The following is a 22,401-nucleotide window of genomic DNA, read 5'->3' on the forward strand; positions in this document are numbered from 1 at the left end:
CGGGCGCTCCCTTGGGTGTGGGGGGTGGGACCGGAGGTGCGGTGGGGCGGGTTCAGGCGGCGCGGGCGGCCTGTTCGCGGTGGGCGCGGATGACCTCGGCGTAGCGGTGGCCGCTGGACTTGATGGTGCGGCGCTGGCTCGCGTAGTCGACGTGGACCAGGCCGAAGCGCTTGTCGTAGCCGTACGCCCACTCGAAGTTGTCCAGGAGCGACCAGGCGAAGTAGCCCGCCAGCGGGGCGCCCTTGCGGATCGCGGCGGCGCAGGCCGCCAGGTGCCGCAGCAGGTAGTCCTCGCGCGCCGGGTCGTCCACGGTGCCGTCGGGGCCGAGGGTGTCCGGGAAGGAGGAGCCGTTCTCGGTGACGTAGAGGCGGCGTGCCCCGTAGCCGTGGGTCAGCCGCAGCAGCAGGGTCTCCAGGCCGGAGGCGTCGACCTCCCAGTCCATGCCGGTGCGCGGTACGTCCGGGCGGCGTACCGAGCGGGCGTGCGGCACCGGGCCCAGCGGGTCGTCCTGGACCGTCTCGGGGAAGTAGTAGTTGAGGCCGTGCCAGTCGAGCGGCGCCGCGATGGCCGCCGAGTCGCCCGGCTTCTCCGGGAGTTCGACCCCGTAGAGGTCGCGCATGTCGGCGGGGAAGCCGCGCCCGTACAGCGGGTCGAGCCACCAGCGGTTGGTGTGGCCGTCCATCCGGCGGGCCGCGCCGAGGTCGGCGGGGTTGTCGGAGGCCGGGTGCACGGGGGAGTGGTTGGTGACGATGCCGACCTCGGCGCCCGGCACCGCCGCGCGGATCGCCGCGGTGGCCAGGCCGTGCCCGAGGAGCAGGTGGTAGGAGGAGCGCACCGCGGCGGTCAGGTCCTTCAGCCCCGGTGCCATCCGGCCCTCCAGGTGCCCGATCCAGGCGGAGCAGAGGGGCTCGTTGAGGGTGGCCCAGTGGGTGACGCGGTCGCCGAGGCGGCCGGCGACGACCGCGGCGTACGCGGCGAAGGCCTCGGCGGTGTCCCGCTCGGGCCAGCCGCCCCGGTCCTGGAGGGCCTGCGGCAGGTCCCAGTGGTAGAGGGTCACCGAGGGGGTGATGCCCGCTTCCAGGAGTCCGTCCACCAACTGCTCGTAGAAGTCCAGGCCCTTGGCGTTGACGGGGCCGTCGCCGCCGGGCAGCACCCGCGGCCAGGCCACCGAGAGCCGGTAGGCGTCGGTGCCCAGCTGCCGCATCAGCGCGATGTCCTCGCGCCAGCGGTGGTAGTGGTCGCAGGCCACGTCGCCGGTGTCGCCGCCGTCGACGGTGCCGGGCCGGTGCGCGAAGGTGTCCCAGATGGAGGGCGCGCGGCCGTCCTCGGCGACGGCGCCCTCGATCTGGTACGCCGAGGTGGCCGTGCCCCAGAGGAAGTCGGGCGGCAGCGCGGAGAGGTCGGGGGTGGGGGGCACGGGAGTCCTTTCGCGGTCGGGGAGGTCGTCGGGGGAGGGGCTCATTTGACGGCGCCCGCGGTGAGTCCGGCGACCAGGTAGCGCTGGAGCAGCAGGAAGCCCGCGACCACCGGGACGCTCACCACCAGGGAGGCGGCCATGACCTGGTTCCAGTAGACGTCGGTCTGGGTGGCGTAGCCCTGGAGGCCCACGGCGAGGGTGCGGGTGGTGTCGTTGGTCAGCACCGAGGCGAAGAGGACCTCGCCCCAGGCGGTCATGAAGGAGTAGACGGTGACCGCGACGATGCCGGGCATCGCCGCCGGGACGACCACCCGGAAGAGCGCGCCGAGCGGTCCGCAGCCGTCGACCAGGGCCGCCTCGTCCAGGTCCCGGGGCACCGATTCCAGGTAGCCGATCAGCATCCAGACCGAGAAGGGCAGCGAGAAGGTCAGATAGGTGAGGATCAGCCCGCCCCGGGAGCCGAAGAGGGCGATCCCGGTGGCGTTGCCGATGTTCACGTAGAGCAGGAACAGCGGCAGCAGGAAGAGGATGCCGGGGAACATCTGGGTGGACAGCACGGTGACGGTGAAGACCCGCTTGCCGCGGAACTCGTAGCGGCTGACCGCGTAGGCGGCGAAGACCGCGACCACCACCGAGCAGACGGTCGCCGCGCCCGCCACCAGCAGCGAGTTGAGGAAGTAGCGGGCCAGCGGGATGGTCGACCAGATGTCGGCGTACGGGCTCAGCGTGACCTCGCCGGGCAGCCACCGGAAGGCGCCCGAGACGTCCTGGAGCGGCTTGAGCGAGCTGGAGAGCATCACGTACACCGGCAGCAGCACGAAGCCGGAGAGCAGGGTGAGGAAGAGCGCCCGCGACCAGACGAAGGAGCGGGGCGCGGCCGTGGGGGAGCGGCGCGGTGCGGCGGCCTCAGGCATGGCGTGCCTTCCTTCCTCGCGAGGTGAGCAGCAGATAGGTGCCCGTGACGAGCAGCAGGAAGAGCAGCAGCAGGACCGACATCGCCGCCCCGGAGCCGAAGTTCCAGGTGACGAACGAGGATTCGTAGATGTGGATCGAGAGGATGTCGGCGGCGTCGGGCGCGGACTTGCCGAAGAGCAGGTACGGGGTGTTGAAGTCGTTGAAGGTCCACAGGAACAGCACCAGGACCAGGACCTGGTTGACCGGCCGCAGCGAGGGCAGCGTGATGTGCCGGATCTGCTGCCACATCCCGGAGCCGTCCAGGGCGGCGGCCTCGTACAGCTCCTTGGGGACGTTCTGGAGTCCCGCGGTGACGATGAGGAAGGCGAAGGGCCAGTTCTTCCACACCGAGACGGTCACCAGGGCGTAGAAGCTGTTGTCGCCGATCAGCCAGAAGGGCCGCCCGTCGGTGACGCCGAGCTGGTCGTGCAGCACGTGGTTCACCAGGCCGTTGTCGTGCTGGAACATGAAGACCCAGGTGATGACGGCGGCGTAGACGGGCAGCGCGTACGGGACGAGGAAGAGCGCGCGGAGCAGGCCGCGCCCCCGGAAGGCGTCCTGCATGTAGAGCGCGGCGGCGGTGCCGAGCAGCCAGCACAGCAGCACCGAGAGCACGGTGAATCCGCAGGTGACGAAGAAGGAGTGGAGCAGCTCCCGGCCGACCGGGGCGTCGAAGTCCACCGCCACCCGGTAGTTGTCGAAGGCCGTCCAGGGCGCGGTGCCCCAGTCGCGCAGGGTGAACTGGGTGAGCTGCTTGAAGCTCATCACCACCCCGCTGACCATCGGCACCAGATGGACCAGGAGTTCGAGCAGCAGCGCGGGCAGGAGCAGCAGGTAGGGCAGGCCGATCCGGCGCAGGCGGCCGGGGCGGCGGCGGGCGGGCGCGGGGCCGGGCCCGGCGGGCGGGCCCGGCTCCTTGCGCGGCGTCCCGGGGGTCGTGGCGGGTGCGGTCGTCATGGCAGCGGCCGGCTCACTTCTTCGGCATCTGCTGCTGCGCCTTGTCCAGCGCGGCGCGGACCGAGGCGGTGGTGACGGACCGTCCGGCCGCGGCGTCCGCGAGCAGCTCCTTGACCGCCGAGCCCACCGCGGTCTCGAACTGCGACTCGTCGGGCACCTGCGGCAGGGCCGCGGCACTGGTGGCGAGGGTCTCGCGCAGGGCGGAGGTGACGGGGGTGTGGAAGAAGGAGTCCCGCTGCGCCGACTTCACCGGCGGGATCGAGCCGTAGGCCTTGTTGAGGATCTTCTGCTCGGCGTCGCCGGTCATGAACTTCACGAAGGCCTTCGCCCCGTCGAGATTGCGGGTGCTCTTGAAGACGGCCATGTTGATCCCGGCGGCCATCGAGTTGACCTGGGCGCCGCTGCCGGGGGAGCCCGAGCGGACGGGCGCGGGCGCGAGCCCCCACTCGGAGTCCTTCATCCCCATCGTCTCCAGGCTCGCCGAGGCGGTCTGCCAGAGCAGCATCGCCGTCCTGCCCTTGGCGAAGTCGCTGACCGACTGGTTCTGCGCGTACTCGGCGTTGCCGGGCGCGATCACCTTGTCCTTCGCCATCAGGTCCACGTACTGCTTGACGGCCGCGACCGCGCCCTTGGAGGTGAAGTCCGCCTCGCCCTCGGGGGTGAAGAAGTCGGCGCCGTGCTGCTTGCCGAGCACGAAGACCTGGTGGATGTTCTCGGAGGGGTTCGCGCCCTCCGCGCCCAGCCCCCAGACGCCCTTCTCGGCCCGCACCTTCTGCCCCGCGGCCACCAACTCGTCCCAGGTGGCGGGCGGTTCGGCGATGCCCGCCTCCTTGAAGAGCTGCTTGTTGTAGTAGAGGGCGTACGCCATCGAGTAGAGCGGCACCGCGGCGGGCGCCTGGCCCGGGGCGCCGGTGGACTGCAGGGCGGACTCCACGAAGCGGTCCCGGCCGCCGATGCTCTCGAAGTTCTTCCCGTCCCAGGGCAGCAGGGCGCCGGTGGCCTGCAGCGAGGCGCTCCAGGTGTTGCCGATGTTGAGGACGTCGGGGCCCTGACCGGAGGTGGTGGCGGTGAGGATGCGGTTCAGCAGCTCCGACCAGGGGACCACCTCCAGCTTCACCTTGATGCCGGTCTGCTTCTCGAACTTGGCCAGCTCCGGCTTCAGCACCTTCTTGTCGACCTCGGCGTTGGCGCCCTGGTTCGAGGCCCAGTACGTGAGCGTCTTGGGCGAGTCGTTGGAGCCGCCGCCGGTGTCGGTGCCGCCGCCGCAGGCCGGGACTGCGAGGGCGAGGGCGAGGAGGACGGCCCCTCTGGCCGCGAGTGTGGTGCGCATGAGTCCTGTGGTCCCTTCCGGGAGACGGGGCCGCGAACGGGAGCGCCGGACGGCACCGCATTCGACTTCTGAAGTCCCCCACGGTTTAATTCACGACGTGAGTTAAACCGTGGGAGAAGGGTCGGTCAAGACATCCGGCAGGGGTATCTTGAGGACGGACCCGGCCCGGTTCCGGCCGACTTGGAGGTCAGGTGGCAGCACGCGGCAGCCGAACGGTCCGTGACCTGCGAAGGGAGAACCGAGCCTCGGTTCTGCGGGCCCTCTACTTCGAAGGCCCCATGAGCCGCCACCAGTTGGGCCCCGCCACCGGACTGAGTTCGGGTTCTGTCAGCAATGTGGTCGGCGAACTCCTCACCGAGGGCCTCCTGGAGGAGACCGGCAGTATCGACTCCGACCGCGGCCGCCCCCGCACCCTGCTGCGCACCGCCCCCGGCAGCGGCCATCTGATCGGCGTGGACATCGGCGAGACCCGGGTCCGCGTCGAGCTCTTCGACCTGACCCTGGCCGAACTCGCCCGCACCGAACGCCCCTTGCCCCCCGAGGGCCGCGGCGCCTACGAGGTCGGCGCCATCGTCGACCACGTCCGGGACGGCATCGCCGAGGTCCTCGCCGCCACCGGCATGTCCGCCGAGGCGCTGCTCGGCGTCGGCATCGGCGTGCCCGGGATCATCGAGCACACCGCCGAGGACGGCGCCCTGGTGCACGGCCAGACCATCGGCTGGGACGCCGTCCCGCTGGAGCACCTGCTCCGGCTGACCGGCCAACTCCCGCCGCAGGTCCCGTATTTCATCGACAACGGCGCCAAGACCCTGGGCCAGGCCGAGGTCTGGTTCGGCGCCGGACGCGGCGCCCGGGACGCCGTGGTGGTGCTCTTCGGCTCCGGGGTCGGGGCCTGCGTGGTGAGCGAGGGGTCCGCGCACGGGCGGGCCGTCGAGTGGGGGCATCTGACCGTACGGGTGCGGGGCAGGCGGTGCCGCTGCGGGGCGCTCGGCTGCCTGGAGGCCTACGCCGGGGCCGAGGCGCTGCTCGCCCGCTGGCGGGAGGCCGGGGGCGAGCCCCCCGCGGACGCCGACGAGGAGACCGCGCTCGCCGCGATGCTCGCCGCCGCGCACCCCGCGGACGGCGGACCCGGCGACCCGGTGGCCGCGGCCGTCCTCGCCGAGACCGCCGAGTACCTGGGGGCGGGCATGTCCGACCTCATCAACCTCTTCCGGCCCGAGCGCATCCTGGTCGGCGGCTGGGCCGGGCTCCAGCTGGGCACCCGCTTCCTGGCCGCGGTGCGCGAGCACGCCCAGGCCTACGCCCTGCGCCACCCCGCCCGGCAGGTCGCCATCGAGCTGGGCCGCCTCGGCCCGGACGCGGTGACCGTGGGCGCCGCGACGCTGCCGCTGGCCGACTTCTTCGCCCGGGGCGGGCGCCGGGCGCCCGCGCCCGAGGCCCCGCTGCCGCACCCCGCCTGGCGGGCCTCCCTCGACGGACGCATGGCCTGAGGAGCCCGGACCGGCACCCGGTGCCTCCTCTCCGGCGACCGCCGAGCCGCGCGGGGTGCGCGGGTGCACCCGGTAGGTGGACCATGGAGGGAGCGGACTGGACCGGCCCGGACCGTGGGCGCCGCGTCGAGGTCCGCCGGGCCGCGGCCCGGTGCCGGCGACCGGAAGGAGGCCCGCGTACATGGGTGCGACCGAGCCCTTGCCGGGCGAGTCCGAGGCTGTCACCGGGTCCGGAGACCCGGGGGAGGTGGGCAGCTCCCACACGGGCGGGCTCCTCGACGTGCTCGGCGTGGCCGCCGTCGTCCTCGACGAGGAGGGCCGGATCCGGCTGTGGAGCCCGCAGGCCGAGGAGCTGTTCGGCTACCGCGCCGAGGAGGCCCTCGGCCAGTTCGCGGGCCGGCTCCTCGTCTTCGACCAGCATCTGGAGCAGGTGCTCAGGCTGTTCACCCAGGTCATGGAGAGCGGTTCCAGCTGGGCGGGGGTCTTCCCGGTCAAGCACCGGGACGGCGGCATGCGCCTGGTGGAGTTCCGCAATATGCGGCTCCAGGACGAGAAGCGCGGGTTCTACGCCCTGGGCCTCGCCACCGACCAGGCGCGGCTGCGGCGGGTGGAACGCGATCTGGCGCTCTCCACCCGGCTGGTCGCGCAGTCGCCGATCGGCCTCGCCGTCCTCGACACCGACCTGCGGTACGTCTCGGTCAACCCGGCCGAGGAGCGGATGAACGGGGTGCCCGCCGAGGACCACATCGGCAAGCACATCCACGAGGTGGTGCCCTTCCTGCACGACTCCTTCACCGAGGCGATGCGGGAGGTGCTGGCCACCGGGGTGCCGGTGCTCGACCAGTACACCGTCGGCCGCACCCCCGCCGACCCCGATCACGACCACGCCTGGTCGATCTCCTTCTTCCGCCTGGAGGCCCCCAACGGCAAGGTGCTCGGCGTCGCCACTTCCAGCGTGGACGTCACCGACCGGCACCGCGCCGTCGAGGAGCAGCGGCACACCGCCCTCACCCTCCAGCGCAGCCTGCTGCCGCACACGCCCCCGCGCCGCCCCGGCCTGGAGGTCGCCGTCCGCTACCGCCCGGCGCAGGAGACCATCGAGATCGGCGGCGACTGGTTCGACGTGATCCCCCTGGACGGCGAGAAGACCGCCCTGGTGGTCGGCGACGTCATGGGCAGCGGCGTGGTCTCCGCCGCCACCATGGGGCAGCTGCGCACCGCCACCCGCACCCTGGCCGACCTCGACCTCCCGCCCGCCCAGGTCCTGCACCACCTCGACCACATCACCGACGGCCTGGGCGAGGCCATCGCCACCTGCGTCTACGCGGTCTACGACCCCCGCACCGCGCAGTGCCACCTCTCCCTCGCCGGGCATCTGCCGCCGCTGCTGCACCGCGCGGACGGCAGCCGCACCCTGCTCGACCTCGACCCGGGCGCCCCGCTCGGCGGCTGCGGCCCCGGCTTCACCGGCGCCCGTATCGACTTGCACGAGGGCGATCAGCTCGTCCTCTACACGGACGGCCTGGTGGAGACCCGCGACCAGCCGCTCGACGAGGGCCTGCGCACCCTCCTCGACGCCTTCGACGATCCGGCCCGCCCGATCGAGGACACCTGCGACCTGCTGCTCTACCGGCTGCGCCACTACGGGGACCACGACGACGTCGCCCTGCTCATCGCCCGGGCGGGGCCGCCGCCGGGCGGCCCGGGCCCCGGCCCATGAGTCCGGCCGACGGCCACGGCTGCTGAATCCGCAGAGCCGCCCGGGGCCACCGGGACAGGGGTTCTCCGCGGGCCGCCCTCTCCGCCCGCTTCCCCCTTGCGGATGCTAGCGGGAGGGCGCTAGCTTCGGGGTATGGCCAAGACTCAGTTGAACGTACGCGTGGACGAGGTCACCGCCCGGGCCGCGCGGGAACGAGCGGGGGCCCGAGGCATGAGCGTCAACAAGTACATCGAGGAACTCGTCCGCCAGGACGTCGGCGAGGCCGGGCAGACCTTCGTCCAGGCCGCCGCCGACTTCATGAAGCAGTACGAGTCCGTCTTCGCCGAGGAGTTCGGGCCGGAGCGCGAGGGCCGCCGCTGACGGCGGCACCGCCCGCCCCCCTGCTCTGCGCCGCGAGGGGCAACTGCCTCCGCACCAAGCCGAGTTGAGCGCCGCGAGGGCCACGGCGCCGCCCGGCTCCCCGGCCTGAGCCGCCCTCGATCCCGGCGGGGCATACGGAATACTGATCACCGAAGGCGCGGTCCGGCCCCCCGCCCGAGGCCAGGACGGCGCCCCTCGACGTGCCGTACACGGACGGCGAACCGCCGCCGAGACCTCACCGGGAGCCGACATCAACCTGCGGATCGACCTCGCCTGGCTCCTCATGGTGGCCGAACAGAACACGCCCGGTGACCCCCAGGTCACCGACTGGGGCTCCCTGGTGGCGGCGGTCAGCAGACACGAGGCGGAGATCTTCGACATCCCGGTCTACGACACCCCGCACACCCGCGCCGCCGCCCTGCTCCAGCAGCTCCTGCACGTACCGGCGCTGGAACGCTCCAACGCGATGTTCGCCTCCGCCGTCGCCTACGCCTTCCTGGTGGCGAGCGGACTGAAGGTCGCCACCTCCCCGGAGCAGGTACGGGACCTGGCCCGCCTGGTGAAGGACGGCAGCGCGAGCGTGCAGGACATCGCCGCACAGTTGCAGGGCTGGAGCGTCTGAGGCGCGGGGCCCGGCCGGTCGGACGGCTCCGGGCCCCGAGCGTCCGGGCCTGAAGCGTCCGAGCTGCCGGGGATTCCGTCCGCCGGGCGGCCGTCAGCCCGCCGTGTAGGGCGGCGCCGCCTCCCGGGCCGTGAACTCCGCCGCCTGCCAGCTGCCGTGCAGGTCAGGGGCGAGCCAGCCGGGGGCCGCCGCCCGGAAGTCCACCGGACGCAGGGCGCCCGCGCCCTCCGGCACCGCCCCGAGCAGCGGGGCGCCGGTGACCGCGGGCAGGTCCGCCAGATTGCAGCGCTCGGCGAGATCGGGCCGCCGCGGCCAGCTGCCGAGCACCAGGCCGCGCAGCTCCACCTCCCGGGCCCACAGCGCCTCCGCGCTCAGCTCCGCCGTGTTGAGGGTGCCGAGCCCCGCGGGCACGACGAGCACCACCGGCGCCCCGAGCAGCCGCGCGGTGTCCGCCAGCGTCGCGCCCTCCTCGTCGAGGCGGACGAGCAGACCGCCCGCGCCCTCCACCAGGACCAGGTCGTGCTCGGTGGCCAGCTTCTGCGCGGCTTCCGCGATCTCCACCGGCCTGAGCGGCGCCATCCCCGCCCGCCGCGCGGCGGTGGCCGGGGCCAAGGGCTCGGGATAGCGGGCGAGTTCGGCCGTGGTCACCGGGCCGCCGAGCCGGGCGGCCTCGGCGGCGTCCCCCGGCTCACCGACCGGGACACCGGTCTGCGCGGGCTTCAGCACCGCGACCGTCCGCCCGGCCGCCAGCGCCGCCGCCGCCAGCGCGGCCGTCGCCACCGTCTTGCCCACCTCGGTCCCCGTACCGGAGACCACCCATACCGTCACCTCAACGCACCTTTCCCGCTCTCCGGCCGTCCCTGACCGGGGAGCCCTTCAGCCCGCCGCCGCCGCGGCGCACACGGCCCGCGCGATACGGGCCACATCCTCCTCGCCCGCGACATACGGCGGCATCGTGTAGACGAGATCCCGGAAGGGCCGCAGCCACACGCCCTCCTCGACCGCGGCCTTCGTGGCCGCCGCCATGTCGACCTCGTGGTCGAGCTGGACGACACCGACGGCGCCGAGCACCCGCACCTCCCGGACCCCCGGCAGCTCGGCCGCCGGGGCGAGACCGCTCTCCAGGCCCGCGCCGATACGCCGGACCTCCGCCCGCCAGTCGTACGAGAGCAGCAGGTCCACCGAGGCCTGCGCGACCGCGGTGGCCAGCGGATTGCCCATGAAGGTCGGACCGTGCGCGAGCACCGGCACCTCGCCCCGCGAGATGCCCTCGGCCACCCGCGGGGTGCACAGCGTCGCCGCCAGCGTGAGATAGCCGCCGGTGAGCGCCTTGCCGAGGCAGAGCACATCGGGGGTGACCCCCGCGTGCTCCGCGGCGAACAGCTCGCCGGTGCGCCCGAAGCCGGTGGCGATCTCGTCGAAGACCAGCAGCACGTCATGGGCGTCGCAGGCCTCGCGCAGCACCCGCAGATACTCCGCGGAGTGGAAGCGCATCCCGCCCGCGCCCTGCACCACCGGCTCGACGACGACCGCGGCCAGCTCGTCCGCGTGCGCGGCGACGGCGGTGCGCAGCTGTTCGGCGTACTCCTCCTCGTAGGCGCGCGGCGGGGGACCGGCGAAGACCTGCCGCGGCAGGGCGCCGGACCACAGCTCGTGCATGCCGCCCTCCGGGTCGCAGACCGACATCGGATGCCAGGTGTCCCCGTGGTAGCCGCCGCGCCAGGTCATCAGGCGCCTCTTGCCGGGCCGCCCGAGCGAGCGCCAGTACTGCAGGGCCATCTTGAGCGCGACCTCGACCGAGACCGAACCGGAGTCCGCGAGGAAGACGTGCTCCAGGCCCTCGGGCGTGATGTCGACCAGGGTCTTCGCCAGCCGGACGGCGGGCTCGTGGGTGAGCCCGCCGAACATGACATGGCTCATCCGGTCCAGCTGTCCCCGTACGGCCTCGTTGAGCACCGGGTGGTTGTAGCCGTGGATGGCCGACCACCAGGAGGACATGCCGTCCACCAGCTCGCCCCCGTCGGCCAGCCGGAGCCGGACCCCGCTCGCCGATTCCACGACGAGCGGGTCCACCCGGCCCGGCATCGGCCCGTACGGGTGCCAGACGTGCCGGCGGTCGAGAGCGAGCAGGTCACGCATTGGGCGCGAGGTCCGTACCCGCTCCGCGGCGCCGGACGGTCACCAGGTCGGTGCGCGCCCCGGACTCCACCGCCACCGCGGGCTCCGCGGTCTCCTGCGGGGCGGGCACGGCGGGCGCGCTGCCGCAGACGCCGCCGCCCTCGCCGCCGGAACCGCAGGAGCCGGTGCCGCAGGATCCGGCCGCGTCCGCGCGGTGCTCCGGCAGGGTCGTGGTGTCCGCGCCCTCCACCTCGAAGCCCGCGTCCGCGATCATGTCCAGGTCGGCCTTGCCCGCCTGGCCCTCACTGGTCAGGTAGTCGCCCAGGAAGATGGAGTTCGCCAGGTGCAGGGCGAGCGGCTGCAGCGAGCGCAGGTGCACCTCGCGGCCGCCCGCGATCCGGACCTCCACGTCCGGGCAGACGAAGCGGACCATGGCGAGGATGCGCAGGCAGTGCTGCGGGGTGAGGTGCCACTCCTTGGCCAGGGGGGTGCCCTCGAAGGGGATCAGGAAGTTGACCGGCACCGAGTCCGGGTCCAGCTCGCGCAGCGAGAAGACCACGTCCACCAGGTCCTCGGCGCTCTCGCCCATGCCCGCGATCAGCCCCGAGCAGGCGGAGAGCCCCGCCGCCTGGGCCTGGTGCACGGTGTCCACGCGGTCCTCGAAGGTGTGCGTGGTGGTGATCTTGCCGTAGGTGCCCTCGGAGGTGTTGAGGTTGTGGTTGTAGGCGTCGGCGCCCGCGGTGCGCAGCCGCTCGGCCTGGCCGTCGGAGAGCAGGCCGAGGCAGGCGCAGACCTCGATGCCCTCGTTCTGCTCCTTGATCGTCTCGATGGTCTCCGAGACCCGGGTCACATCGCGGTCCGTCGGCCCGCGGCCGCTGGCCACCAGGCAGACCCGCTTGGCGCCGCCCGCGACACCCGCGGCGGCGGCCTTCGAGGCCTCGTCGGGCTTGAGCCAGGTGTACTTGAGGATCCCGGCCGTGGAGCCGAGGCGCTGCGAACAGTAGGAGCAGTCCTCGGGGCACAGGCCCGACTTGAGGTTGACCAGGTAGTTGAGTTTCACCCGGCGCCCGAACCACTGCCGCCGTACCTTGCCGGCCGCGGCCACCACATCGAGGATCTCGTCGTCGGAAGTGGCCAGTACGGCCAGCGCCTCTTCACGGCTCGGCAGCTCGCGCCGAAGCCCCTTGTCCACCAGCGTGTTCAGCAGGTCCATGCGCCCGATCCTCGCCTACGCCCCCGCCCCGGGCCAAGGCGGGAAGGGACAAGACAGGGCCCGCGACGTGTGGGTATTGCCACACAGTGGTGGCCTGGCAGTCCCGCTAGGGTCTGTGCACTGCCTACAAAACCGCACTGTGGGCCCGTCGTGTGGACCCGGGGACCCGGTCGGCTCCGCGTGATCCGCACGACGGGCCCTTGGCCCGGGCCGGAGGAACGCATGGCTGGACCGTTCGACTGGATTGAGGAGCAGGCCCGGCTGCGGCACCGCGCGGGTCTGGTGCGCACCCTGCGCCCCCGGCCCGCCGACTCCCCGCTGCTCGATCTCGCGGGCAACGACTACCTCGGCCTCGCCCGGCACCCCGAGGTGACCGGCGCCGCCGCCGAGGCGGCCCGGCACTGGGGCGCCGGGGCGACCGGCTCCCGCCTGGTCACCGGCTCCACCGCACTGCACGCCGAACTGGAGGCGGAACTCGCCGCCTTCTGCGGTTTCGAGTCGGCCCTCGTCCTGTCCTCGGGCTACGCCGCCAACCTCGCCGCCCTCACCACGCTCGCCCCGCACGGCTCCCTGATCGTCTCGGACGCCGCCAACCACGCCTCGCTGATCGACGGTTGCCGACTGGCCCGCGGCACCACCCAGGTCATCCCGCACGGCGACCTCGACGCGCTGCGCAAGAACCTCGACGGCCACCCGGGCCCGGCGCTCGCCGTCTCCGACTCCGTCTTCTCGGTGGACGGGGACGCCGCCCCGCTCACCGCGCTCGCCGGGGTCTGCCGCGAGTTCGGCGCGGCCCTGCTGGTGGACGACGCCCACGGCCTCGGGGTGCTCGGTCCCGGCGGGCGCGGGGCCCCGGCCGCGGCGGGACTCGCGGGCGACGGGGACGTGGTGGCGACCGTGACCCTCTCCAAGTCCCTCGGCAGCCAGGGCGGTGCGGTGCTCGGCCCGGCCCGGGTCATCGACCACCTGGTGAACACCGCCCGCACCTTCATCTTCGACACCGGCCTCGCGCCCGCCGCGGTGGGCGCCGCCCTCGGTGCCCTGCGCCTGGTCGAGCGCGAGCCGGGGCGCCCCGAGGCGGTCCGTACCGTCGCCCGCGACCTGCACGCGCGCCTGACCGAGGCGGGTCTCGAGGCGGTACGCCCCGACGCCGCCGTGGTCTCGGTCCGCGCGCCCTCACCCGGGCAGGCCCTCCAATGGGCCGCCGACTGCCGGGAGAAGGGCGTCTCGGTGGGCTGCTTCCGCCCGCCCTCGGTACCCGACGGCATCTCGCGCCTGCGCCTGACCGCCCGCGCCGATCTGACGCCCGCTCAGATCACCGAGGCGGTACGGGTGATCGTCGCGACCGCGCCGCGCTGAGCCCGGCCGGGCAACCGCAACGGAGTCGGCGGCCCGGGCGCGGTGAGCGGTGACCGCGCGGATTTCACCGCATCGGGCGACAGTTGTCCGCACTTCCGGGTGGCCGGGGCCCTGCGGGGACGGCCGCGGTGGCACGCTGTCCCCCTGCACCGGCCCGGGTCCGGACCGAGGGCACGCCGCAGTCCTCGCCCCCGGCACGGTGGGAAGGGACGCCGTGCCATGGCCGATCACCAGGAAGCAAGCCTCACCCTCCCGAGCCGGCCCGCCTCGGTGCCCGAGGCCCGCAGATTCGCGGGCACCGTCCTCGCCGAGTGGGGGCTGCCCGCCACGGCCGAACTCACCGACAGCGTCCGGCTGATCGTCTCGGAACTGGTCACCAACGCCGTACTGCACACCCTCGGCCGGTCCCCCGTCCTGACCGTCCTGCTCCGCCTGGAAGGCGAGACGGTACTGCGGATCGGCGTGCGCGACAGCCACCCCGGACTGCCGCGAAGACCGGCGGCCGAGGGCGAATGCCCGGACGGGGGACGGGGGATGGACATCGTCCAGTGCCTCACCGCCCACCACGGAGGGGAGTTGAGCGTGCTCCCGGACGCGGCGGGCGGCAAGACGGTGTGGACGGTGCTGCCGGTGGTGCGGAGCGCCGAGCCGCTCCCGCAGTGACGTTCCGCCTGGGGGCCCGGAGTCGGCCCCGGGGTGCCTCAAGCGGGCGTACGGCAGCGGGAGTTGCCGCGGGCGGTGCGGGGCGCGCGGCCGGGGCACCGCCCGCTCGGCGTCAGTCCACCCGGCCGTACTGGACGCTGCTGCTCCAGATCTTCTCCAGGCGCACCACGGCCCCGGTCTTGGGGGAGTGCCAGATGCGGCCGTGGCCCGCGTAGATGCCCACGTGGTAGACGTTGCCGCGGTAGCCGAAGAAGACCAGGTCGCCGTTGCGCCGCTGGGCGGGAGACACCCGCTTCGTGGCGTTGAACTGCTGCTGCGCGGTACGCGGCAGCTCCTTTCCGGCGTGCTTGAAGGCGTACTTGGTCAGACCGGAGCAGTCGAAGCTGTTCGGTCCGGTCGCCCCGTAGCCGTACGGGGCGCCCTGCTTGGAGGCGGCGACCTCCAGGGCCTTGGTGGCCGGGGCGAGGGCCTGGGCGTCCGGGGCGGTGCCCGGCAGGGAGATGCCGCCGCCCACGGCGGCGAGGGTGAGGGCCGAGGCGGTACCGGCCCGGGTGAGTACAGCGGGGACACGATTGAGCGCGGACATGCGCAACCCTTCGTCAGCCGCCTGTGAAGGATGACCTGTCGGGTTCGGGCTGGCGAAGTCGCCCGGCCGCGGTAGCGCGACTTGACCCCAAGGACCGCTCGGATACGGCTCCGGCGGCCCGTACTGCACGGGTCCTCCACTCCTGCCGATCCACTCCTGTCGACCGGACATCCGGACGGCGGCAGGACTCGGCGTCCGCCCGGATCGCCCCGCCCCTACGGCGGGGGCTTGTCGTCGCAAGCGATGTTCACGCACGGACGCGCCGCTTTCCGGTCGGAACGGGGCCGCACAATTCACCGGCCGATTGGTCCGAATGTGTGGAGCGCCCCTCGCGAGCACCCGCGTCCGCACCGCGCGCACCGCCCGCACCTGCGAAGAAGGCGCCCGCGCCGCGTACCCGCCTCCCAAACGGCGCAACTCAGTTCGGTTTCCTCTCCGGCCCGATATCCCCCGACCAGGGGTACCCCGACTGGCCCGTTTCACCGCGCACTTCACGGTCACGCGCGCGGGAAGCGCGATGCTTCGCGGCCCGTACGGGGCACTTGGCGCCGCCCTCGGTCAACAGGGCATGACGGCATGGCGGGTGGACCGGGCCACCGGCATCCGGCGTGCCGGGGAACCGACTTCGGGCGGCGGACCGCCAACTCCCTTGCGGGACATACGCATCGGGCCGTGCACCCCCGTCCGCTACAGCGGGGGTGCACGGCGGTTCGGGGAAGGGGTGTTCAGACCGCGGGGTGCGGCTCGCCCGTGGCGGAGGACCCGGGCGGGGCCGAGCCGCTGCCGCCGCGGCGCAGTCCGGCGCCGACCAGCACGGCGGACAGGCCGAGCAGCGCCCAGACGCCCAGCGTCAGGAGCGGCCCGGAGGCGGCGGCCCCGTCGAAGAAGCCCACCGACCTCAGCAGCGAGCCCTCGGCCCCCGGCGGCAGCAACTGGCCGATCCGGCCCACCGGCTCCGGCAGCAGCTCGGGGCTGGTGGCGACCCCGGAGAACGGGTTGCCGAGGAAGATCACGAGCAGCGCGCCGACGCCGATCCCGGCCCGTCCGAGCAGCGAGGCGATCCCGGCCACGGCACCGCCCACGGCCAGCGTCGCGAGCCCGAGCACCCCGGCCTCCGCCCACCAGTCGCCCCGCAGGATGCCGAGCCAGTTGTCGGTGAGTCCGGTCGCCACCAGGCCGACCAGGGCCGAGGCGCCGAGCAGTACCGCGACGGCCCGTACCCCGCGGATGCCGAGCAGGGTGACCACCGCGCCGGAGGCCACCCCGGCCATCGCCAGGGGGAGCACGATCGCGTTCAGACCCGACTGCCGTGGGTCCTCCTCGGAGGCGGCGACGACGTCCTCCACGACCGGCTCGCCGTCCGGTGCCTGGGCGCGTGCCGCCTCGGTGAGCAGCTGGGCGACGACCGGGCCCGCGGCGGTCGCGGTGAGGAGCTTGCCGCCCTCCGGGGTGGCCACCATCGCGCCGTAGACCTCGCGGTCCTCGATGGCCGTGCGGGCGGCGGCCTCGTCCGTGTAGCGGTGGATCTCGAAGGCGCCCTCCTGGCTGCCGAGCCGCTTCTCCAGGGAGGCGACCGCACCGGCGGGGCCGGCCACCCCGAGCGGGACCTCGCGCGGGGCGGTGCGGGCGGCGGGCCAGGCGAAGGCCCACAGGGCGAGGGTGACGATCAGCGGGATGAGCAGGACGACGCCGAGGAGGCGGCGTGCGGGCGGCGCGGCACCCGGCGGTGCGGCCGTGGCGCCTTCGGTGCGGGTGGCGGACATGGCGTGCCTCGATTCGGGCGGTGGAGAGCGCGTGAGCGCGTGGTGCGGAAGCGCGGGGTGCGGAGGGGGCCGTGGGCGGCCCGGCGGCTAAAAAGAAGGATCGTTCGTTTTGATTATGGTCCTCACTGTCCTGGGATGCCCCGCCGCTTGTCAAGAAGGAATGTTCGTTTTAGGTTGCGCGCATGGCCCGTGTATCCCAGGCGCACCTCGATGCCCGCCGTCGGCAGATCCTCGAAGGCGCCGCCCGCTGCTTCGCGCGCAACGGCTTCCACGCCACGTCCATGCAGGACGTCCTCAAGGAGGCGGACCTCTCCGCGGGCGCGGTCTACCGCTACTTCAGCGGCAAGGAGGAACTGATCGGCGCCATCGCGGCAGAGGTCCTCGAAGGGCTGCGGGCGGCCTTCGCGGAAGAGGCCGAGGAGCGGCCCCTCCAGCCGCCGGACGTGGTGGTGGGCCGGGTGTTCACGCGGATGATGGACCGGGGGCCCGCCTCCGAGTTCGGCGGGCGCACCGGCTTCCCGCGGCTGATGATCCAGGTGTGGACGGAGACCCTGCGCAACCCGGAGCTGGCCGCCCTGACCCGCGAGGGCTTCCTTCGGGTCCGCGCCGCCTGGGTGCGCATCGTCCGGCAGTACCAGCGGGAGGGTCTGATGCGCGACGACCTCCCCGCCGAGCACGTGGCCCAGACGATGATCGCCCTGGCGCAGGGCTTCGCCGCCCAGCAGGCCGTCTTCGGCGAGACACCGGTCGAGAACCTCCAGGACGGGCTGCGCGCGCTGATGAGCATGGGCGGCCCCGGGCCGGTCGCGGTCGAGGACGGCCGGGGCTCGGGGTCAACTCCCTGACGGCGCAGGCCCTTCGCGCCTTATCTCCCTCTTGCCCCGACATGCGCGTGGCTGATTTGCGCCCCTTCGGCCACTTCCGGCCATCACTTCGCCTTGGGTAACTCCCGCCCCCGATCGGACCCTTCGGGAGATCTCCGCTCAACGAGACCGAAGTCCCCGGTTATCGGATCGGTAAAGAACGGCCGTTCCCTCTATTGCCCATGCTCTGTCAACCGACAGGATCACCCGTACTACTGATGTGTGTATGTCGGGAGGATTCACTTGATACGAATAAATCGCTCAAGGAGAACCGCTGCCCTCGGTTCTGCCACCGCCCTCATCGCCGGAACCGTGCTCGCGGGCGCGTTCGCCACCCCCTCGGCGAACGCGGACAGCCGGCACCACGGCGGTGACCGCGAGGCCCGTGGCGCCGCCGTCGCCGCCGCCCGGGCCGCCAAGGCGGGCATCGACTGGAAGGACTGCCCCGCGGACTGGGAGCTGGCCTCCCCGATCCAGTGCGGCTGGGTCACCGTCCCGGTGGACTACGCCAAGCCCGACGGCAAGAAGATCAAGCTCGCCGTCGACCGCGCCAAGAGCACCGGCACCAAGGACGAGCGGCAGGGCGCCCTCGTCTACAACCCGGGCGGCCCCGGCGGCTCGGGCATGCGCTTCCCGACCCGTATCACCACCAAGAACCCGCTGTGGACGAAGACCTCGAAGGCCTATGACTTCGTCGGCTTCGACCCGCGCGGCGTCGGCCACTCCGCGCCCATCTCCTGTATCGACCCGCAGGAGTTCGTGAAGGCGCCCAAGGCCGACCCGGTTCCGGACAACGAGGCCGACAAGCGTGCCCAGCGCAAGCTCGCGGCCGAGTACGCGGACGGCTGCGCCGAGCGCAGCGGCGCCATGCTGCCGCATATGACGACCCCGAACACCGCGCGCGACCTGGACGTCATCCGGGCCGCCCTCGGCGAGAAGAAGCTGAACTACCTCGGCGTCTCCTACGGCACCTACCTGGGCGCGGTGTACGGCACCCTCTTCCCGGACCACGTCCGCCGCATGCTGGTCGACAGCGTGGTCAACCCCTCCCGCGAGAAGATCTGGTACCAGGCCAACCTGGACCAGGACGTCGCCTTCCAGGGCCGCTGGGAGGACTGGACGAAGTGGGTCGCCGAGAACGACGCCGCCTTCCACCTCGGTGACACCCAGGAGAAGGTGCAGGCGCAGTGGGAGAAGCTGCGCGCCGCCGCGAAGAAGGAGCCCATCGGCGGGGTCGTCGGCCCGGCCGAGCTGATCTCCTTCTTCCAGAGCGCCCCGTACTACGACTCCGCCTGGGTGCCCACCGCCGAGGTGTGGAGCAAGTACGTCGCCGGTGACACCGAGGCGCTGGTCGAGGCCGCGGGCCCCGACCTCTCGGACACCAAGGGCAACGCCTCCTCCGAGAACGGCAACGCGGTCTACACGGCCGTGGAGTGCGGCGACGCCAAGTGGCCCACCAGCTGGCAGCGCTGGGACCGGGACAACACCCGGCTTCACAAGGACCACCCGTTCATGACCTGGGCCAACGCCTGGATGAACCTCCCGTGCGCCACCTGGCCGGCGAAGCAGCACACGCCGGTCCACGTCAAGAGCGGCAAGGGTCTGCCGCCCGTCCTGATCGTCCAGGCCGAGCGCGACGCGGCCACCCCGTACGAGGGTGCCGTGGAACTGCACAAGCGGTTCAAGGGCTCGCGCCTGATCACCGAGAAGGACGCCGGTTCGCACGGGGTGACCGGAGCGGTCAACCCGTGCATCAACGACCGGGTGGACACCTACCTGCTGACCGGCAAGGTCGGTGACCGGGACGCCACCTGCGCCCCGCACGCCACGCCGAAGCCGTAACGGCGAGGGCCCTCCTGGCAGGGTGGAAGGAGGGGCGACCGGACTGCCGGCCGCCCCTCCTTCTCCCTTCCTGCGCCCCTTTTCCCCGGCGGCTCCCGCCAGGGCTCAATCGGCCAGTCCCGCGAGGGCGTTGACCTTCTCGACGCGTACCCGGACCAGGAGTTCTCCGGGCGAGGCGTTGCGTGCGCCGTACTCCTCGGCCCGTGCCCCGCCCATGTAGCGCGCGGCGATCCGCTCGGCCCAGCGGCGCAGCTCGGCGGCGTCCTCAGAGATCTCCGCGCGGCCCCGAAGGACCACGAAGGCGTACGGCGGGCGGTCGTCGTCGACGCAGAAGGCCACGCGGTCGTCGCGGCGCAGATTGCGCCCCTTCACGCTCTGCGCCGAGGTGGTGAGGACCACTTCGTCGCCGTCGAGCAGGAACCAGACCGGGGCGACATGCGGCGCCCCGTCCTCCCGGACCGTCGACAGCTTGCCGGTCCGGGTCCCCGCGGAGACGAAGTCCCGCCATTCTTCCTCGGTCATCTTGTGTGCCATGCGGCCATCCTGGTTGCCGCGGGGCCCCAGGTGGGGAAGGCTTGCGCAAGAGGTCCCCCGCGGGGAGGCGGCGGACCGACCGGGGGACGAGCGGAGAGACCGATCATGGGACACAGCAGCGGACTCGGCTGGCTTCTGGACGATCTGACCCAGCGCGTGGAACACATACGGCACGCCCTTGTGCTGTCCAACGACGGACTGGTGACCGCCGCGAGCGAGGGCCTCCAGGGCCAGGACGCGGAGCATCTCGCTGCGGTGGCCTCGGGACTGCACAGCCTGGCCAAGGGCTCCGGGCGGCACTTCCGGATCGGGAACGTCCGCCAGACCGTCATCGAGTTCGAGGGGGCGGCCCTCTTCGTGACGGCGGCGGGGGACGGCAGCTGCCTGTCCGTACTGACCGACGCGGACGCCGACATGGGCCAGGTCGCCTACGAGATGACCCTGCTCCTCAACCGCGTCGGCGAGCACCTCGGGGTGGACGCACGGCAGCGCGAGCACACTCCGAGGGTCGACCCCTGAGCCTCCTCGTACGCCGCTGACCTGCGGGGACAGGCCGCCCAGAGGAGTTATCCACAGGCCTGAGCGGGATCCGGCGCGGCTGGCTACGGTTCTTCCGACAGCGACCACCTCGCACGGGGGAGAACCGCCATGACGTCCCGGACCACTGCCGTTCGCCAGGAAGCCTGCGCACCGGCGCGCACGGACCAGCCGCTGCCCGCCCTGCACGCGGCACGGGAACTCGGCCTCAGGCCCATGGAGTTCGACTGCGCCGCCGCACTCGGATACATCCGTACGGTGCGGGACGGCGCCCCGCCGGGCCGGGCCGTGACCGGGGAGGAACGCGCGCGGCTCCGTGCCCTGCCCGGCTTCCCGAGGAGCCTGCGGGAACGCGTCGCACTCGTAGGCGCCACGGAGGGTGCCGAGCTGATGGGGATCCGCCCCGGCAGATTCGCCCGGCTGGCCCGGCTCGGCCTGCTGACCCCCTTCCGCTTCCGGCTCAACCGGCACCGCCTCGTCGTCTGGCTCTATCTGGCCGAGGAACTACGGGAGTTCGCGGACCGCGCCACCCATCAGGCCCTGCTCACCGGCCCGCTGCCGGGCACCCTGCGCGGCCAGCTCGACACCGGCACCGACCTGCGCGCCCGCAACTGGCGCGGCCGGTACGCGGGTTCACAGCTGCGGCTCACCGAGGACCCCTGGGAGCGCGCGGCCGTGACTGCCTCCCTGCTCCCACCGGAGGCCCTGGCGGGCACCGTCCGCGATCCCTACGCCCGCGCGCTGCTGCACCGGCTGCGCCCGCCCCGGCCCTGGCCTCCGGCGGCCGGGCCTGCTGCGGACCGGGTGATCGACAAGCTGCTGACGGCCCAGGCGGCGGACGAGGTCGCCTGGCTCCGCGCGGACCTGTCGTCGAGCCTCGCCCGGGCCTGCGAGGAGCGCCCGGCACCGCGCCCCGGGCGGCGCACCGCGGGGGAGCGCGTCCACCACCGGGTGCCTTGCGGGACAGCCGCACCATCCCCGGTCGCGGGGCGGCCTGCCGCCCCGCGCGGACGCGGACTGCTCGGCAGGGTCCTCACCCGGCGCGGCCCCGACCGGCACGCTTCCGCCCGGCAGGGGACCGACCGGTCCGGACAGGACCGGCCCGGACAGGACCGGCCCGGACAGGACCGGCCCGGACAGGACCGGCCCGGACCGGCATGGGCCCGCCCGGTTCACACGGCCCTGAACAGGCCTTCCTGGACGACCGAGACCAGCATCCGCCCCTCGCGGTCGTAGATACGGCCGCGGGCCAGGCCCCGGCCGCCGGTGGCGATGGGCGACTCCTGGTCGTAGAGGAACCACTCGTCGGCGCGGAAGGGCCGGTGGAACCACATCGCGTGGTCGAGGGAGGCCATGTCGAAGCCGCGCTGCCCCCACAGCGGCTCCACCGGGATGCGCACCGCGTCGAGGAGGGTCATGTCGCTGGCGTAGGTCAGGGCGCAGGTGTGCACCAGCGGGTCGTCGCCGAGCGGGCCCACCGCGCGCATCCACACCGCGCTGCGCGGCTCGGCCTCCGCGATCTCCCGCGGGTCCCAGCGCAGCCGGTCGGCATAGCGGATGTCGAAGGGCTGGCGCCGGGCGAGCAGCTCCCACTCCTCGGGCAGCTCGCCGAGGTGGGACCGGATCTCGTCGGCGAGCGAGGGGAGCGACTCCGGCTCGGGCACCTGCCGCGCCGGTGGCAGCTGGTGCGTGAAACTGCCCGGTTCGGGCTTGTGGAAGGAGGCGGTGAGATTGAAGATCGTGCGGCCCTGCTGCACCGCGGTGACCCGGCGCGTGGTGAACGACCGGCCGTCCCGCACCCGTTCGACCTGGTACACGATCGGCACCCCCGGCCTGCCGGGGCGCAGGAAGTACGCGTGCAGCGAGTGCACGGGGCGGCCCGGATCCGTCGTCCGGCCCGCGGAGACCAGGGCCTGCCCGGCCACCTGCCCGCCGAAGACCCGCTGGGCGGACTCCTCGGGGCTGCGGCCGCGGAAGATGTCGACCTCGATCTGCTCCAGGTCCAGCAGATCGACCAGCCGCTCGGCGGGGTTCGCCGTCATGTCCACTCCTCCTCCTTCGCCGGTGGGGCAG

Annotated in this window: 21 protein-coding genes and 1 riboswitch; of the genes, 10 read left to right on the top strand and 11 right to left on the bottom strand. The window is 73.1% G+C overall.

The genetic code is table 11. The annotated features are described in order from the left end of the window. Positions 1-52: 52 nt before the first annotated feature. The 4 genes from MID12_RS30055 to MID12_RS30070 are packed head-to-tail and all read right to left on the bottom strand — an operon-like array spanning position 53 to position 4,658. The gene (locus MID12_RS30055; RefSeq protein ID WP_263172189.1) at positions 53-1,462 is read right to left on the bottom strand and encodes a GH1 family beta-glucosidase; all 1,410 of its coding nucleotides are present in this window, start codon (positions 1,460-1,462) and stop codon (positions 53-55) included. Continuing rightward, positions 1,459-2,331 (bottom strand): carbohydrate ABC transporter permease, encoded by an 873-nt coding sequence (locus tag MID12_RS30060; RefSeq protein WP_040255239.1) that lies wholly within the window; start codon positions 2,329-2,331, stop codon positions 1,459-1,461. Before MID12_RS30060 ends, MID12_RS30055 begins: the two co-directional genes overlap by 4 nt. Continuing rightward, positions 2,324-3,328 (bottom strand): carbohydrate ABC transporter permease, encoded by a 1,005-nt coding sequence (locus tag MID12_RS30065; RefSeq protein ID WP_263172191.1) that lies wholly within the window; start codon positions 3,326-3,328, stop codon positions 2,324-2,326. The genes MID12_RS30060 and MID12_RS30065 overlap by 8 nt, the downstream gene beginning before the upstream one ends. 13 nt (positions 3,329-3,341) lie before the next feature. After that, the gene (locus tag MID12_RS30070) at positions 3,342-4,658 is read right to left on the bottom strand and encodes an extracellular solute-binding protein (RefSeq protein WP_263172193.1); all 1,317 of its coding nucleotides are present in this window, start codon (positions 4,656-4,658) and stop codon (positions 3,342-3,344) included. A gap of 191 nt (positions 4,659-4,849) precedes the next feature. Between MID12_RS30070 and MID12_RS30075 the strand changes: the two genes are divergently transcribed. From MID12_RS30075 to MID12_RS30090, 4 genes are all read left to right on the top strand, one after another. Further along, positions 4,850-6,148, top strand: a complete 1,299-nt coding sequence (locus MID12_RS30075) for an ROK family protein (protein ID WP_263172194.1) — start codon at positions 4,850-4,852, stop codon at positions 6,146-6,148. Positions 6,149-6,329: 181 nt separating this feature from the next. Continuing rightward, the gene (locus MID12_RS30080) at positions 6,330-7,868 is read left to right on the top strand and encodes a SpoIIE family protein phosphatase (protein ID WP_263172195.1); all 1,539 of its coding nucleotides are present in this window, start codon (positions 6,330-6,332) and stop codon (positions 7,866-7,868) included. 132 nt (positions 7,869-8,000) lie between these two features. After that, entirely contained in the window at positions 8,001-8,228 is a 228-nt protein-coding gene (locus MID12_RS30085; protein WP_040255244.1) for a hypothetical protein, read from the top strand. A gap of 283 nt (positions 8,229-8,511) precedes the next feature. Next, positions 8,512-8,850 carry a fic family toxin-antitoxin system, toxin component gene (locus MID12_RS30090; protein WP_263172198.1) on the top strand — a complete coding sequence of 113 codons (339 nt, stop codon included), beginning with the start codon at positions 8,512-8,514 and terminating at the stop codon, positions 8,848-8,850. A gap of 93 nt (positions 8,851-8,943) precedes the next feature. Here MID12_RS30090 and bioD read toward each other — a convergent pair whose 3' ends face one another. The 3 genes from bioD to bioB are packed head-to-tail and all read right to left on the bottom strand — an operon-like array spanning position 8,944 to position 12,181. Further along, positions 8,944-9,678 (bottom strand): dethiobiotin synthase, encoded by a 735-nt coding sequence (gene bioD, locus MID12_RS30095; RefSeq protein WP_263172199.1) that lies wholly within the window; start codon positions 9,676-9,678, stop codon positions 8,944-8,946. Between the two features lie 48 nt (positions 9,679-9,726). Beyond that, positions 9,727-10,989: an adenosylmethionine--8-amino-7-oxononanoate transaminase gene (locus MID12_RS30100; RefSeq protein WP_263172200.1), complete on the bottom strand. Its 1,263-nt coding sequence runs from the start codon at positions 10,987-10,989 to the stop codon at positions 9,727-9,729. Next, positions 10,982-12,181, bottom strand: coding sequence for a biotin synthase BioB (bioB, locus tag MID12_RS30105; RefSeq protein ID WP_040255248.1), 1,200 nt, complete (start codon positions 12,179-12,181; stop codon positions 10,982-10,984). Before bioB ends, MID12_RS30100 begins: the two co-directional genes overlap by 8 nt. Positions 12,182-12,403: 222 nt before the next feature. On the opposite strand from bioB, the gene MID12_RS30110 reads away from it, so the two are divergent. Both MID12_RS30110 and MID12_RS30115 read left to right on the top strand, forming a co-directional pair. Continuing rightward, positions 12,404-13,540 carry an 8-amino-7-oxononanoate synthase gene (locus tag MID12_RS30110; RefSeq protein ID WP_263172203.1) on the top strand — a complete coding sequence of 379 codons (1,137 nt, stop codon included), beginning with the start codon at positions 12,404-12,406 and terminating at the stop codon, positions 13,538-13,540. A gap of 219 nt (positions 13,541-13,759) precedes the next feature. Beyond that, positions 13,760-14,203: an ATP-binding protein gene (locus tag MID12_RS30115; protein WP_263172205.1), complete on the top strand. Its 444-nt coding sequence runs from the start codon at positions 13,760-13,762 to the stop codon at positions 14,201-14,203. Between the two features lie 112 nt (positions 14,204-14,315). Here MID12_RS30115 and MID12_RS30120 read toward each other — a convergent pair whose 3' ends face one another. Both MID12_RS30120 and MID12_RS30125 read right to left on the bottom strand, forming a co-directional pair. After that, on the bottom strand, positions 14,316-14,789 hold the full coding sequence (locus MID12_RS30120; protein WP_263172207.1) for a C40 family peptidase: 474 nt from the start codon (positions 14,787-14,789) through the stop codon (positions 14,316-14,318). A 3-nt stretch (positions 14,790-14,792) separates the two neighbouring features. Next, positions 14,793-14,993: riboswitch (cyclic di-AMP (ydaO/yuaA leader) on the bottom strand. 521 nt (positions 14,994-15,514) lie between these two features. After that, positions 15,515-16,552 carry an ABC transporter permease gene (locus tag MID12_RS30125; protein WP_263172209.1) on the bottom strand — a complete coding sequence of 346 codons (1,038 nt, stop codon included), beginning with the start codon at positions 16,550-16,552 and terminating at the stop codon, positions 15,515-15,517. A gap of 182 nt (positions 16,553-16,734) precedes the next feature. On the opposite strand from MID12_RS30125, the gene MID12_RS30130 reads away from it, so the two are divergent. After that, the gene (locus tag MID12_RS30130) at positions 16,735-17,397 is read left to right on the top strand and encodes a TetR/AcrR family transcriptional regulator (RefSeq protein ID WP_263172211.1); all 663 of its coding nucleotides are present in this window, start codon (positions 16,735-16,737) and stop codon (positions 17,395-17,397) included. Positions 17,398-17,658: 261 nt separating this feature from the next. Further along, positions 17,659-19,257, top strand: coding sequence for an alpha/beta hydrolase (locus tag MID12_RS30135; RefSeq protein WP_411577022.1), 1,599 nt, complete (start codon positions 17,659-17,661; stop codon positions 19,255-19,257). Between the two features lie 105 nt (positions 19,258-19,362). Here the strand turns inward: MID12_RS30135 and MID12_RS30140 are convergent, their stop codons facing one another. Next, on the bottom strand, positions 19,363-19,791 hold the full coding sequence (locus MID12_RS30140; RefSeq protein ID WP_040255254.1) for a PPOX class F420-dependent oxidoreductase: 429 nt from the start codon (positions 19,789-19,791) through the stop codon (positions 19,363-19,365). Positions 19,792-19,896: 105 nt separating this feature from the next. Between MID12_RS30140 and MID12_RS30145 the strand changes: the two genes are divergently transcribed. Both MID12_RS30145 and MID12_RS30150 read left to right on the top strand, forming a co-directional pair. Continuing rightward, positions 19,897-20,310 (top strand): roadblock/LC7 domain-containing protein, encoded by a 414-nt coding sequence (locus MID12_RS30145; protein WP_040255255.1) that lies wholly within the window; start codon positions 19,897-19,899, stop codon positions 20,308-20,310. Positions 20,311-20,439: 129 nt separating this feature from the next. Then, positions 20,440-21,564 (top strand): DUF6397 family protein, encoded by a 1,125-nt coding sequence (locus tag MID12_RS30150; protein ID WP_263172214.1) that lies wholly within the window; start codon positions 20,440-20,442, stop codon positions 21,562-21,564. Here MID12_RS30150 and MID12_RS30155 read toward each other — a convergent pair. Beyond that, on the bottom strand, positions 21,501-22,370 hold the full coding sequence (locus MID12_RS30155) for an acyl-CoA thioesterase (protein ID WP_040258514.1): 870 nt from the start codon (positions 22,368-22,370) through the stop codon (positions 21,501-21,503). The two genes, MID12_RS30150 and MID12_RS30155, sit on opposite strands and share 64 nt — an antisense overlap. Positions 22,371-22,401 lie beyond the last annotated feature (31 nt).

Source organism: Streptomyces sp. SCSIO ZS0520, assembly GCF_025643355.1.
GTDB classification, from domain to species: domain Bacteria; phylum Actinomycetota; class Actinomycetes; order Streptomycetales; family Streptomycetaceae; genus Streptomyces; species Streptomyces physcomitrii.

Excerpts from the sequence above, each read along its gene's own strand:
- MID12_RS30055 (WP_263172189.1), bottom strand. The coding sequence starts at position 1,462 with ATGAGCCCCTCCCCCGACGACCTCCCCGACCGCGAAAGGACTCCCGTG.
- MID12_RS30060 (WP_040255239.1), bottom strand. The coding sequence starts at position 2,331 with ATGCCTGAGGCCGCCGCACCGCGCCGCTCCCCCACGGCCGCGCCCCGC.
- MID12_RS30065 (WP_263172191.1), bottom strand. The coding sequence starts at position 3,328 with ATGACGACCGCACCCGCCACGACCCCCGGGACGCCGCGCAAGGAGCCG.
- MID12_RS30070 (WP_263172193.1), bottom strand. The coding sequence starts at position 4,658 with ATGCGCACCACACTCGCGGCCAGAGGGGCCGTCCTCCTCGCCCTCGCC.
- MID12_RS30080 (WP_263172195.1), top strand. The coding sequence starts at position 6,330 with ATGGGTGCGACCGAGCCCTTGCCGGGCGAGTCCGAGGCTGTCACCGGG.
- MID12_RS30085 (WP_040255244.1), top strand. The coding sequence starts at position 8,001 with ATGGCCAAGACTCAGTTGAACGTACGCGTGGACGAGGTCACCGCCCGG.
- MID12_RS30090 (WP_263172198.1), top strand. The coding sequence starts at position 8,512 with ATGGTGGCCGAACAGAACACGCCCGGTGACCCCCAGGTCACCGACTGG.
- MID12_RS30100 (WP_263172200.1), bottom strand. The coding sequence starts at position 10,989 with ATGCGTGACCTGCTCGCTCTCGACCGCCGGCACGTCTGGCACCCGTAC.
- bioB (WP_040255248.1), bottom strand. The coding sequence starts at position 12,181 with ATGGACCTGCTGAACACGCTGGTGGACAAGGGGCTTCGGCGCGAGCTG.
- MID12_RS30110 (WP_263172203.1), top strand. The coding sequence starts at position 12,404 with ATGGCTGGACCGTTCGACTGGATTGAGGAGCAGGCCCGGCTGCGGCAC.
- MID12_RS30115 (WP_263172205.1), top strand. The coding sequence starts at position 13,760 with ATGGCCGATCACCAGGAAGCAAGCCTCACCCTCCCGAGCCGGCCCGCC.
- MID12_RS30120 (WP_263172207.1), bottom strand. The coding sequence starts at position 14,789 with ATGTCCGCGCTCAATCGTGTCCCCGCTGTACTCACCCGGGCCGGTACC.
- MID12_RS30125 (WP_263172209.1), bottom strand. The coding sequence starts at position 16,552 with ATGTCCGCCACCCGCACCGAAGGCGCCACGGCCGCACCGCCGGGTGCC.
- MID12_RS30130 (WP_263172211.1), top strand. The coding sequence starts at position 16,735 with ATGGCCCGTGTATCCCAGGCGCACCTCGATGCCCGCCGTCGGCAGATC.
- MID12_RS30140 (WP_040255254.1), bottom strand. The coding sequence starts at position 19,791 with ATGGCACACAAGATGACCGAGGAAGAATGGCGGGACTTCGTCTCCGCG.
- MID12_RS30145 (WP_040255255.1), top strand. The coding sequence starts at position 19,897 with ATGGGACACAGCAGCGGACTCGGCTGGCTTCTGGACGATCTGACCCAG.
- MID12_RS30150 (WP_263172214.1), top strand. The coding sequence starts at position 20,440 with ATGACGTCCCGGACCACTGCCGTTCGCCAGGAAGCCTGCGCACCGGCG.
- MID12_RS30155 (WP_040258514.1), bottom strand. The coding sequence starts at position 22,370 with ATGACGGCGAACCCCGCCGAGCGGCTGGTCGATCTGCTGGACCTGGAG.